The organism is Microcoleus sp. T3_B1 (assembly GCF_036700445.1).
Lineage (GTDB): Bacteria > Cyanobacteriota > Cyanobacteriia > Cyanobacteriales > Microcoleaceae > Microcoleus.
The window spans coordinates 18559-31650 of record NZ_JAUBOX010000025.1; the positions used below are offsets into that span (position 1 = coordinate 18559).

The 13092-nt window shown below is 45.7% G+C and carries 8 protein-coding genes and 2 pseudogenes; 8 read left to right on the forward strand and 2 right to left on the reverse strand.

Annotated elements, in window-relative coordinates:
- Positions 1-158: 158 nt before the first annotated feature.
- Positions 159-1520 (reverse strand): histidine phosphatase family protein, encoded by a 1362-nt coding sequence (locus QT990_RS15485; RefSeq protein WP_333138656.1) that lies wholly within the window; start codon positions 1518-1520, stop codon positions 159-161.
- Between the two features lie 448 nt (positions 1521-1968).
- Here QT990_RS15485 and QT990_RS15490 point away from each other — a divergent pair, with 448 nt between their 5' ends.
- From QT990_RS15490 to QT990_RS15525, 8 genes and pseudogenes are all read left to right on the forward strand, one after another.
- Positions 1969-3561 (forward strand): CPBP family glutamic-type intramembrane protease, encoded by a 1593-nt coding sequence (locus QT990_RS15490; protein ID WP_333138652.1) that lies wholly within the window; start codon positions 1969-1971, stop codon positions 3559-3561.
- Positions 3562-3914: 353 nt separating this feature from the next.
- Positions 3915-4127 (forward strand): hypothetical protein, encoded by a 213-nt coding sequence (locus QT990_RS15495; RefSeq protein WP_333138650.1) that lies wholly within the window; start codon positions 3915-3917, stop codon positions 4125-4127.
- Positions 4128-4221: 94 nt separating this feature from the next.
- Positions 4222-4569: an NINE protein gene (locus tag QT990_RS15500; protein ID WP_006633318.1), complete on the forward strand. Its 348-nt coding sequence runs from the start codon at positions 4222-4224 to the stop codon at positions 4567-4569.
- 165 nt (positions 4570-4734) lie between these two features.
- Positions 4735-5472 carry a helix-hairpin-helix domain-containing protein gene (locus QT990_RS15505; protein WP_333280372.1) on the forward strand — a complete coding sequence of 246 codons (738 nt, stop codon included), beginning with the start codon at positions 4735-4737 and terminating at the stop codon, positions 5470-5472.
- Between the two features lie 205 nt (positions 5473-5677).
- Positions 5678-5857: pseudogene (locus QT990_RS15510) on the forward strand (DUF29 domain-containing protein); the annotation flags it as partial.
- 402 nt (positions 5858-6259) lie between these two features.
- Positions 6260-7451, forward strand: a pseudogene (locus tag QT990_RS15515) (RNA-guided endonuclease InsQ/TnpB family protein).
- An 86-nt stretch (positions 7452-7537) separates the two neighbouring features.
- Complete coding sequence (chlG, locus tag QT990_RS15520) at positions 7538-8548, forward strand: chlorophyll synthase ChlG (protein WP_333138645.1); 1011 nt, start codon at positions 7538-7540, stop codon at positions 8546-8548.
- 238 nt (positions 8549-8786) lie between these two features.
- A complete protein-coding gene (locus tag QT990_RS15525) occupies positions 8787-11369 on the forward strand; it encodes a penicillin-binding protein 1A (RefSeq protein WP_333465439.1) in 2583 nt (860 codons plus the stop codon).
- Positions 11370-11561: 192 nt separating this feature from the next.
- On the opposite strand, the gene QT990_RS15530 is transcribed toward QT990_RS15525, so the two are convergent.
- Entirely contained in the window at positions 11562-12911 is a 1350-nt protein-coding gene (locus tag QT990_RS15530) for a 16S rRNA (cytosine(967)-C(5))-methyltransferase (protein WP_333465440.1), read from the reverse strand.
- Between the last annotated feature and the right edge of the window lie 181 nt (positions 12912-13092).

The following is a 13092-nucleotide window of genomic DNA, read 5'->3' on the forward strand; positions in this document are numbered from 1 at the left end:
AGGAAGAAGGAAGAAGCAATCCAGCGCATTAGTTTCAGGAATTAAGAACTTCCTAAGCGTCGGGCGCGGTTGTTATCAAAATTCAAACTTTTTTCAGGCGCGAACCCGTAGCGGTGGGCGTTCCTTCCGCTACGGGTTCGCGCTCAGCACTTTACTAATTAGAGTGCTCCGGCTGCTGTTTTGTCAAAAACGCCGCCGCTCAAATGAGTTGTGACATTCATCGCTTGTAATACCGGCAAACCATCCGGGCCGTGGGGATAATCAATCACGCTAACGGCTCCGTTTCCTTGTTTGAATTTCCAGAAATGTTCTGGTTCCAAACCGAATAGGTGGCAGAGAATAGCTTTGTTAATGGCATCGTGAGCAACGACAATTCCAGTACCAGAAACAGATTGTACAATTTCTCGCCAAGATGCGATCGCCCGCGTCCAAACTTGCTGCAAATTCTCTCCTTCGGGCATTTGGACTGTTTCTGGAGATGTTTTCCATTCCTCTAGCAAACCCGGATAGGATTCTTCTATTTCTGATTCAAACTTTCCTTCCCAAAGTCCGTGGCTGATTTCTCTCAACTCATCCCGGAGTTCGAGTTGCAAACCGCCGTGATATTGGAGAATAATTTCCGCAGTTTCTTTCGGCCGCAGCATCGAACTACTAATCGCAAAATCTAATTTTACATCCTTGAGAAATTCTGCTGCCCGCCTGGATTGTTCGCGGCCGTTATCGTTGAGAGGTACGTCTATTTGCCCCTGAAATTTACCGGCTTTATTCCAGTCGGTTTCGCCGTGACGCACCAGCAACAAGCGGGGGCCTTGGTGTCCGTCCCTCGGTTTGGGAAAAATTTCCCCGGTATGGGAAGTTAAATTCACTGACTCTAATTGAACTGCAACTTTCTTTTTTGGCTCTCCAAGTGCGTCGTTGGTAACAGGGTAAGTTCCAAAATTAATGACGCTAATTCCGCAATTTGACTGTTGAATTGATTGATAGTAATCAGGGGTAATTTCCGACGCGGTGGCGATGAGAGCGCGGTTGATTCCGTTGTGACCTACTACTAGAATTGTGCCGTCTTGGTGGCGCGATAAAAGTTCTTGCCAAAAATGACGGGCGTTAGCAAAAATTGCCAATACGGGAAAGTGTTCGATTTCTCCGTCAGCAGATGGCAGTTTCATGGAAAATTTGTCGGGCTGTTTTTGCCACTGCTGATATGCTTCGGGGAATTTGTCGATCGCATCTTGGCGCAGCATTCCTTCCCACAGAGGCAAATCGATTTCCATCAAATTATCAGTTGGCTGGAGTTGTGGCGGATTTGTCAAGCGCGACAGGATGATTTCCGCTGTTTCTTTGGCTCGTTGCAGGGGACTGGTATAGGCGGCATCAAAGGCGATACTGCTGAGTGTGTCGCCTACTTGCAGGGCGGCGCTGCGGCCTGCTTCTGTCAAAATTGATTTATCGAGGCGGCCTTGGATGCGGCGTTCTTGATTGTATGTGCTTTTGCCGTGACGGACTAAGATAATGCGAGTCATTCGATTTTAGATTTTAGATTTTAGATTTTAGATTTAGCCTGTTACGCGCTTCGGGTGCGCGGTGCGGATATTACCTCATACATCGCGGGTGGTTACTCACATCTTGCACCATTCTCAATTACTTGTTTAGGAACAGGCAAGATGCCTGTTCCACAAGAAAACTCAATTCTTTGTGGAACGGGCATCTTGCCCGTTCTTGACAATGGTGCAACATCTGAGTTATGCCGCACTACTCCTGTAGGGTGCGCCATAAGCACCGTTGGGCTAAGGTGTGAACCTTACGCATACATGGCGGAGCGAGGATTTGTGGCGTAAGTCTTGTTGAGGCGAGTCAAAAAGATGAGCCAGTGAAATTTTACCAGTTGTCGGGATACTCTCGTCTGCAACGACCTATGATTAAAGACGGAAAAGATTTAGCCACGGATTCGCGCGGGACGGAAAAGCAGGAATGACACTGAAGCGGGTTATTTTAGGTATTTTAACGGCGATCGCGATCGCCCTGGTCGGTTTATCTTTACTTGCTAGTTGGAATCAGCCGCAAATTCAAAGCCGGCTGGAACTCTACCAGACAAATTTGCTGCTGCACGCCTCGGAGTGGCAAGGAGAAAATAATCAGAGTGATAATTTAAGTTCGGCGCGCACCAATATTGTCGGTGCAGATCCTTTAAATACGGCTTTGACGCAATATCAAGAAGCGCGAGACTCGACTCGCAAAACTCTCGAAACATCTCAAGCACAAGTTAAAGAAATTCAGTCTGCCATTGCCTCTAAGTCGGAGGACAATACTCTGAATTTGGCTCAAAATAAGGCGGCGTCCGAGTCGATAAAGCAACAGTCAGTGCTGCTAAATGAACTTGACTTGCGATTGGGAATTTTGCAGGCAAGCAGTGGCAAAACTGAGGCAGCTCTGCAAACTTGGAAAAATTTAGTTGAGCGCTACAAAACTAAAAGTGATGATGATTCTTCGGTGGAAACTGCTCAAGTTTTAACGGGAATTTGGAGCAATCAGGCTCAACTGCTGCCGGATGCTGAGCCGAGCATTCAAAAGTCTTTGGATGGCTGGTTTCGCTATCGCGCTCTAGCTCAACTTTACAAGCTGCAAGAACGTTCTAAAGAGCTGGCGGCGCTGCAAGCAGCAGAGCAAGTAACGGCCCAGCAAGCTGTAGAAAAGTTGGCAATTATAGTGGGCGTTCCGGCGATCGCACTTTGTATTGGCACGGTTTTGCTGGTTGGTTTGACAGTGCAGTGGTTGTTGCAGCGAAAGCAGTTAGATACAGCAGGTTCCGGCCCGGTGTTGGCGCGAAATGCGAGCTTGACTTGGGATGTGCCTTGGGACGGCGAGATTGTTTGGCAGGTGCTTGTAGTCGGCTTTTTCTTTGTCGGGCAAATCTTGATTCCCTATTTGTTGCTGCCAGTTTCTCTGGCTGTTTTAAAACTCAACCCAGCTACTTTTGACCCGCGCGAGAAGGCTTTTTATATCTTTGCTACTTATTTGTTGCTGTCGGCTGGGGGGCTTTCGGTACTGTATTTTTCGGTCAAGTCTTTTTTGCCTTTGCCGGAAGGTTGGTTTCGGATTAATTGGCGGGGAAGTTGGTTTTTGTGGGGTTTTGGCGGCTATTTTGTTGCTTTGCCTTTGGTAGTTTTGGTGTCGCTAATTAATCAGCAATTGTGGCAGGGACAAGGTGGCAGTAATCCGATTTTGCCGATCGTTCTCGAAGGTAGGGACAACGTGGCTTTGGCGGTGTTTTTCGGCACTGCTGCGATCGCGGCTCCGGTTTTTGAGGAAATTGTGTTTCGGGGCTTTCTACTGCCTTCTCTGACTCGCTATTTGCCTGTTTGGGGGGCGATCGCAGCTTCTGCTTTCTTGTTTGCTGTGGCTCACTTGAGTGTCTCTGAGATTCTGCCTTTGGCGACTTTGGGTGCGGTTTTGGGCTTTGTGTACACGCGATCGCGCAATCTACTTGCTCCTATGCTTCTGCACAGTCTCTGGAATAGCGGTACTCTTTTGAGTCTGTTTCTTTTGGGCGGCGGCGCGAGTTAATTCGGACGGTTGTTAATAATTGTGAATTAATCGAGTTTTTTTGACAGTTTTCGTGGGGGCGATCGACTCTTGCCAAAAACAGCAGTAGGATGTTCGGTGCGCCCCTGATATCTAGCCCGCTAAAATAACCGGAATTTCATTAGGGACGGGTTCACCCTAATCTGTAATCTCAGCCACAGATCCAGATAGACCCGCCCCGGTCGCTTATTTTAGCGGAAAAACAGGGTTTAACATGGAAGTAATATCTTATTGGCTGAGGATTGAGAGACTCACCGGGGCGATCGAACCAAGCGGAAGTTGACAATCCGGCTAATTTATAGGTAAATTTTAATTTAGGATGAGGCTTAAACCCCATGAGCAATTTGAACAGCCACAAGTTAGAGGGAACGCCGAGTTGGATGCGTTTCGCACCCTACGCAGCCTTGGGTCTGTTAATATTTTCTTTCAATTCAGGCAGCGAACTCAATTATTTCTTGAGAGGCTACTTGGTGATTATGCAGGCTCAAGTCGGTATAGTTCTGCTGTATTTGGCGATGTCTAAGTTTCGCAAAAACCCAAATAAATGAGTAAAAATTAGTAAGATTACTGAACTCGATCGTTAAAGGTAGAGATTTAAAGGTCGATCGCGGAAGTTAAAATAAAAAACTGGGGAAAGTAAAAATGGTAAAAGATAAAAGCGTAGCAGTTGTGTTAGCTTTCTTTGTAGGAGGTTTCGGAGTTCACAAATTTTATTTGGGCAATAACTTAGCAGGGGTATTATACTTGCTATTTTCTTGGACATTAATTCCGTCAGTTATCGCATTTTTCGATTTTATCGGCCTGCTGCTGATGTCGGAACAAGCTTTTCAGGTTCAGTACAATGGCGGTACGTTGCCGTCGGGGTATGCCCTCAGAGCGGCAAAAGATGTAACCGGGGCGATCGGCGAATTAAAAAAACTTTACGATATGGGCGCAATTACGGCCGAAGAATATGAAGAAAAACGCCAAAAACTGCTCCGAGAATTGTAATTAAGAAGGCAGAAGGCAGAAGGCAGAAGGCAGAAGGCAGAAGGCAGGAAGAAGGAAGTTCGGCAACGGATTATGTAACGGATGTAACGGATGTCAGTCCGATGGAAGTCGGAAGAAGGAAGAAGGAAGCCCACTATTAAAAAAGTGGGAGTGAAATAAGTAAGTGTGAGAGCACAACTATTTAAGGATAAAATTAAAGTGTCTCAAGATTTATACTGGCTGCGTCAAACTCCAAACTGGGTGTGGTATTCTTTTATTCCCTACTTCGGCGGATTGGCGATCGCCTATGCAGGCCAAAAGTCAAATATTCGCAGTTGGATGGGATGGGGTGTTGCCATTACTTTAGCAGCACTAGCGGTATCTTCTTCAACTAATTTGGGTACGATCGTTTGGATTGCTCAAATTGTCACTGCTTTTAGTTTGAAAAAGCGCTATCTGATCAAAACTGCACCCAGAGGTTTATTGGTTCCTGCAAGTCCGACGAATGCCGAAGAACTGGCAAACGTGCGCGGCAAAATAGATATTAATGAGTGTACCAAAGACGATATGGTCAGAATCTTGGGTTTGCCGATCGTCTACGCCAACGATATTGAATCTTTGCAAAACGAAGGCTACATTTTTACCCACGCCGAAGAGTTATCAGAAATAGCCGGAGTTCCCGAAAGTCACGTCCGACGCATCGCCCCGATGATTTGCTTCAGCTACAATTATCAAAAAGAATTGCAGTTTACTTGGAAACGGTTAAATATTCTTTCGCCGGAAGAGTTAATCGCCAGCGGTTTAGATCGATATGTTGCGGAAAAAATAGTTAGAGAAAGGCAGAGAAAAGGCGCTTACAAATCAGTTGTAGAAGTAAAGCGGCGGACGGGACTGCCTTTTGATTCATACCGCCATATTTGTTAATTTACAGTTGTTAGCACGAACAGCTTATCACAACAAAATTAGAAGTTTAACGACAAAAATTGTCGAAGTGAACGCCGGAGTGGAAAAAGTAATCGGGTGGTAATTCTCCTGGACTTGCTTAAGTGGCAATTTCAACCGGATCAAAGAAGTGGTACCATCTCTAAAATCTAAAATCTAAAATCTAAAATCTAAAATCGATTGAGGGATTGAAACCACTGTGGAAAAGTTGCGGGTTCGCGACTATTCAAACATCGACTGGGAAAATCTGATTGCAGAAATAGAAGACATGGGGCGAAGTGAATGCCGGAGTTTAGAGAGTAATCAGGTGGTAATTCTCCTGCACTTGCTCAAGTGGCAATTTCAACCGGATCAAAGAAGTGGTACCATCTCTAAAATCTAAAATCTAAAATCTAAAATCGATTGATTTTCTGGCAGATGAGATGATTCAAGGGTAGTATGGCAAAAAACTCGATCGCCTCCTGGTAATTGACATTAAATGCACCGGCTGGCAAAAATCTCCCCCTGCAGGCGGGCAAGCGCGAAATTATAAAAAAAAGTATTTATAGCAATCCTAAGTGATTTTCTAGATATGTAAAATCTGAAAGTCTTGCTATATAAGAAGTCTAGGAAGACAAGAAGGCGTGGTGTTGTGAGACTCAGATCGGATTGCTATATCAAAAAACTGGGTTTAAAACCCCGTCCTTCTAGGACGACTTTTATGTAAACTTTTGTTGTACCACCTCTTACTTTGTGCCAGATGATGTAGCATAAGGTGGGAGGTAAAACAATGCTAGTCTTCGAGTTAAAAGCTTACGGAAAATCAAGCCAGTTCACGGCAGTAGACGAAGCAATTCGCACTGCCCAGTTTGTTCGCAATAGTTGTTTACGCTATTGGATCGACAACAAAAAAGTGAACAAGTACGATTTGAACAAATACTGTGCGGTATTGGCAGCATCGTTTCCGTTTGCTGATGAACTCAATTCGCAGGCTAGGCAAGCTAGCGCCGAACGTGCTTGGTCTGCTATCTCCCGATTCTCCGACAACTGTAAAAAAGGAACTCCCGGCAAAAAAGGGTATCCAAAATTCCAGAAAGACTGTCGTTCTGTCGAGTATAAATCGACTGGCTGGAAACTTGCAGACGACAGGAAATCGATTAAATTTAGCGACAAAAAAGGAATTGGCAAGCTCAAGCTAAAAGGTACACGCGATCTGCACTTCTACCAAATCAACCAAATTAAACGGGTTCGATTAGTAAAACGTGCAGACGGTGTATACGTCCAATTCTGTATCGATGTCGATAGAAAGGAAAACACGGAGCCCTCTGGCAATACCATCGGACTAGACGTTGGGTTGAAAGAATATTACACCGATTCAAACGGAGTTACGGTGGAAAATCCTAGATTCCTGAGAAAAGGTGAGAAAGTTCTCAAGCGTTGTCAGCGTCGCGTATCCAGAAAAACTAAAGGTTCCAAAAATAGAGGCAAAGCTAGACAGATTTTAGGTAAGCAGCATCTCAAAATAAGTAGACAACGCAAAGATCATGCAATAAAACTTGCACGGTGCGTAGTGAGCGTCAAGCGACTTGATAGCCTACGAAGATTTGAGAATCAAGAATATGGTGCAAAATCATTGCTTAGCTAAGTCTATTAACGACGCATCTTGGTATCAGTTCCGCATCTGGCTTGAATATTTTGGAAAAGTATTTGAGCGGGTAACGGTTGCGGTAAATCCGCAATATACCAGCCAAGAATGCTCTAACTGCGGAGAAGTTGTTAAGAAAACGCTGTCCACAAGAACGCACGTCTGCAAGTGCGGGTGTACCTTGGATAGAGATTTCAATGCAGCCAAAAACATCCTAAGTCGAGGATTGGGTACGGTAGGGCATACCGGAACCTTTGCACTTGATGCAAGTAACGCTTTGGGAGAATCAATCTCTACTTTGGCTGGAGAAATCCTGTCTCAGCAAATTGACTCGTAGATCAAAGAATCTCTGTGGCTTTAGCCCGGAGAGTGTCAATGAAATGCAAAACGACACAATAGTAGCAGTACCGCTAACATCAAATTATGTCTGACTCTCCTCCATCCCAAATCTCCCCAGAAGCTGCACCGGAAAGTGTTGCTACCGAAAACCGCAGTGCCAAAACTAGGCAACTGTTGGGCATGAAAGGGGCAGCTAGCGGGGAAACTTCCATCTGGAAGATTCGCTTGCAATTGATGAAACCGATTACCTGGATTCCCTTAATTTGGGGCGTGGTGTGCGGGGCGGCGTCTTCTGGAAACTATGTGTGGAACCTAGAGAATTTCTTGATCGCAGCCGCTTGTATGTTGATGTCAGGGCCGTTGTTGACCGGGTACACTCAAACTTTGAACGATTTTTACGATCGCGACATCGACGCCATTAACGAACCCTACCGTCCGATTCCCTCCGGTATCATCTCGATTCCCCAAGTAGTAACGCAAATATTGGTATTATTAGCCGCTGGCATTGGGGTGGCTTATGCTCTAGACTTGTGGGCGGGTCATGAATTCCCGATAATGACTGTTTTGACTCTCGGTGGCGCGTTTCTAGCTTATATCTACTCTGCGCCCCCGCTGAAACTCAAGCAGAATGGCTGGTTGGGAAATTATGCCCTGGGTGCTAGCTACATTGCCCTGCCTTGGTGGGCGGGTCAAGCTTTGTTTGGTACACTAGATCCCACGATTATGATCTTGACCCTGTTTTACAGTTTGGCAGGGCTGGGGATTGCGATCGTCAACGATTTCAAAAGTGTTGAGGGCGATCGGCAATTAGGGTTAAAATCTTTGCCAGTGATGTTTGGCATCAGCACCGCAGCTTGGATTTGCGTGTTGATGATAGACATCTTTCAAGCTGGGATTGCAGGCTACCTGATCAGCATCCACCAAAACCTTTACGCTGTCATTCTGCTGCTGCTGATAATTCCCCAAATTACTTTTCAGGATATGTACTTTTTGCGTAATCCCCTGGAAAATGATGTTAAATATCAGGCAAGTGCTCAGCCTTTCCTGGTTTTGGGTATGCTGGTAGCAGCCTTGGCACTGGGTCATGCGAGTTAAGCAGAGTTTTGAGGTTTGAGTTAAAAAATTTTGAATTCAAAAAATCTAATTCACTTCTCAAAAAAATACCAAGCTCTGCATTGTTAAGAAAAGTTTTGAATTTGAGTTTTGAATTAAAAAGTTTTTAATTCAAAAAATCTAATTCAAGGCAGCGGGTTATTCAAGAAAAAATGTCGAATTAAAAATTAAGAATTAAAAAAGCTAGCTTTTTTCAATTCTTAGTTTTTAATCGGACTTGATGAGGTGTGAAGGTCTGAACGTGGCAGAATTTTTCTCAAATATCAAAGATACATTGAGCAAAGTCACTAACGCAATAAGCGGTAATTCCGATCGAGAACCGCCGAAGCCTGCGAAGGGCAATAAGCTCAACTCGCCGGAATCGGAGGCGGAATTTTATACAGGGACAACGGCCCAAAGATCGGAGTATGTGGTATCAGAAGATGCTGCACCTCTAGAAGAGTCTGAATTAGAATCAGAATATTTAGAATCAGAATATTTAGAACCAGAATACGCTCGATATCCAATAGTCAACCGCAGGTGGGAAGGGTTGAGGCGCTTAATCGCTTGGTTGGAAATTGAACCTCAAGTTACCAGCTTGCAAACCAAGGGAAAAGAATTGTTGCGGCCGGGATTAAGTTTGCTGGGAACTAAATCACCCAAAAAATCGGATAGTAGCCAATTGCGGGAAAATAGCGCACCGCAGAACACCGAACTGCAGAGACATACGGAACTACAGGAAATTAGCGCACCGCAGGAAAATAGCGCACCGCAGGAAAATCCTAAAAAACGGATCTCCCGTCGCCCTAGATTTTGGATAAGTTTAGGTGTGGCCAGTATAGGCGGGGGCGCTTTAATCTACGGTTTATGGATTTTGTACACCTTAGACAAAGGTTTGCCGGATGTTAACGATTTGTCGGCCTTTAACCGCGACGGGACACTGACAATTAAGGCGGCAGATAATACGATTTTGTTGCAGTCGGGGCCTGCAACTAGAGATAAACTGAAACTTCAAGAAATTCCCGAAATGTTGGTTAAAGCTTTTATTGCCATAGAAGACCGCCGTTTTTACCAACATCGCGGGGTGGATTATCAAGGTATTGTGCGATCGATTGTTTCTAATTTGATAGCAAGAGATTTAGTGCAGGGCGGCAGTACAATTACCCAACAATTGGCTCGCGTTGTTTTTCTCAATCAGGAAAGAAGTATTAGGCGGAAGGTTCGGGAAGCTCTTTTAGCTCAAAAAATAGAGCGGGAGTTGAGTAAAGACCAAGTTTTAGAAAGATATTTAAATCTGGTTTATTTGGGTTCGGATGCCTACGGAGTGGCAGATGCAGCTTGGGTTTTCTTTAGCAAAACAGTCGATAAATTAACTTTGGCCGAGATGGCAACTTTGGCGGGCTTGCCGCCGGCACCGAGCGAATATTCGCCTTTGGTTAATCCCGATATTGCTAAGAAACGCCGCAATCTGGTGCTGCAACAAATGCAGGAAGCAAAGGTAATTACAGAGGTTCAGGCGAAGGAGGCGATGGCGGAACAGATCGCCGTTAAACCAAGTCCGCCGAAGCGATTTAAAGTAGTCGCGCCTTATTTTGCTAGTTACATTCGGAAGGAATTGCCGCGCTATGTTTCTCAGGATGCTTTGGAAGCTGGCGGTTTGACTGTCGAGACGACGGTGGATTTGAAGTGGCAGAAAATAGCGGAAAAGGTGGTTAAAGATGCGATCGAAGTTGATGGCCGCCGTCAGGGTTTTGAACAGGCGGCTTTAGTTTCTATGGACACTAAGACTGGGGAAGTTAAGGCCCTGGTGGGCGGCGGAAATTATAAAGAAAGTCAGTTTAACCGTGCTACGCAGGCTTTGCGGCAGCCCGGATCGACGTTTAAAGGCTTGGTTTACGCAGCAGCGATGGCGGCTGGTTTTTCTCCCTATGACAGTTACGAAGACGAACCAATTATTATCGACGGCTATCAACCGAATAATTATGGCAAAAAATTTAGCGGTTGGCGATCGATCTCGGATGCTTTGACGAGTTCGGTGAATGTCGTAGCTGTGAAGGTGTTGATGGATGTGGGGTTTGAACCGGCGATAAAATTAGCCAACGATATGGGAATTAAGTCGAAATTGAGTCCGATTTATTCCTTGGCTTTGGGTTCTTCGGAGGTGAATTTGCTGGAGTTAACCAATGCTTACGGTACTTTAGCATCGCAAGGGAATTTTATTGAAGCCCACGGAATTAAGCGGGTGATTAATCAGCGGGGAGATGTGATTTATCAGGCGAATTTTAAACCGAAGCGGGTTTTGGATAAGGATAGTGCTGCGATTACTACTTGGATGTTGGAGGGTGTGGTGCAAGACGGTACGGGGGGGCCTGCGGCTTTAAACGATCGCGCTGTAGCCGGCAAAACCGGTACTTCGGAAAATGTCAGGGATTTGTGGTTTATTGGTTACATTCCACAAGTTGTGACTGGGGTTTGGCTAGGGAATGATGACAATTATCCCACCTGGGGAACTAGCGGTACGGCGGCGTATAATTGGCGCGATTTTATGAGTCAAGCTGTTAAGGGAATGCCGGTTGAGAAGTTTCCGAAGTTGCCGGAGTTAGAGGGCCGCAAACGCAGTATTAAGCCCAAACCGGTGGAGCCTAAGAGGATTATTCGCGGGATGATTGTGAATGAGGATGGTGCGATCGTGCCTTACAATCCTAATCCTGAACCGAAGTATTACCCACCGCAAGAGCCTGCTTATCAAGAACCAGCTTATCAAGAGCCGGCTTATCAAGAGCCTGCTTATGAAGAGCCAGCTTATCAAGAACCGGCTTATTAAACTATCGGTTTGGAGTAAGGACTTTATACCAATTTAATGTGAAGTTGCACATATCTCGATCCCCCTCGCATCCCCCTTAAGAAGGGGGACGAAAGATCGGAATCTTGTCCCCCCCTTAGTAGGGGCGGTGCCCCCGTGCCCGCCCTTGGCTAGGGGGGATCGGATTCTACGGGGCCTCATAAAAAATTGGTATTACTCGTTTTTTAATTGCTTTAGCCTCACCATAAAAAAGCCGTCCATGTGATGTCTGTGCGGCCACACTTTCACCCATCCTTCGGGTGAGGGCTGTACGGGTAAATCAATTGTTGGCGGTTCTATTTGCCAGTTGGGATTGTTGCCTAAGAACGATCGAATAACTGTTTCATTTTCCAAGGGATGAATTGTGCAAGTTGCATAAACTAATACGCCGCCGGACTTGACAAATGTCGCTGCATTTGCTAGCAATTCCGATTGCAGTTGAGATTGTTGTTGAATGTTTTCGGGCGTGTGATGCCAGCGGGCGTCGGCGCGGCGGTGGAGGGTTCCGAGGCCAGAACAAGGTGCGTCTAGTAAAACTCTGTCTGCGAGATTAACAAACTCTGGGAAATGGCGGCTGTCTCCGGTATGAATTTTAATGGATTTCATCTGGAGTCTGTCTGCATTTTCTTTAAGTTTTTTGAGTCTGCTGGCGGTTTTGTCGCAGGCATAAATTGTCCCTTCATCCTGCATTAATTCGGCGCTGTGGGTGGTTTTTCCCCCCGGCGCGGCGCAGGCATCGATGATAGTTTCCCCTGGCTGGGGCGCTAGTAAATGGGTGACTAATTGAGCGCTGCTGTCTTGGATTGTCCACCAACCTTCGCTGTATCCGGGGAGGTTTTGAATTGCGCCGATGCTGCCATTTAGTCTTAATGCTTGTGGTAAGTGTGGGATTCTGCTAGTTGAGATGTTGTGGGTTTTGAAGGCAGTTTCGATTTGGGCGATCGAGCTTTTTAAGGGATTGATTCTCAGGTCAATTGTGGGGGATTGGTTGAACCATTCACAGAGTTGTTCGGTTTCGGTTTCGCCTATTTGTTCGATCCACAATTTTACCAGCCATTCGGGGAAGCTGTGCAGAATTCCTAAGCGTTCGACAGTTGATTTATAATTCGTAACTGTTAATGGGTTTAAGTTGTTATCTGTTAAACGGATGTATTGGCGCAACAAACCGTTGACAAAACTGCTGAGTCCTGAAAATCCGTTTTCTTTGGCTAGTTGAACGGTGGTGTTGACGGCGGCGGAGGGGGGAATTTGGTTGAGATATTCGAGTTGATATAAGCCTAAATGTAGGATGGTGCGGAGTTCTGGCGGTTGTTGGGAGGATTTCTTTGTTGCTAGTTTGTCGATGATGAAGTCGATCGATCGCATTCTCCTGACGCTACCGTAAACTAATTCTGTCACTAAACGCCGATCGAGGTCGTTGAGTTGAGAATTGCTGAAAGCGCGATCGAGTGCGGCATCTGCGAATGCACCGCGACGGTGGACTTCGCGGAGTGCGAGAAAGGCTATTTGGCGGGGATTTTGCATGGCGGCTTGCTAATAGGTCAAGTTATTATAGGTTGTTTGAGGATTGAAAATAAAAAATAGAAATCACGGCGATTGAAATCGCATCTATACAAACAAAGATAAGACGGCGATTGAAATCGCGCCTATACAAACGATGTCCGCCTCTGTGGACGGAAGAAAATAACCCGGTTTTAACCGCCCG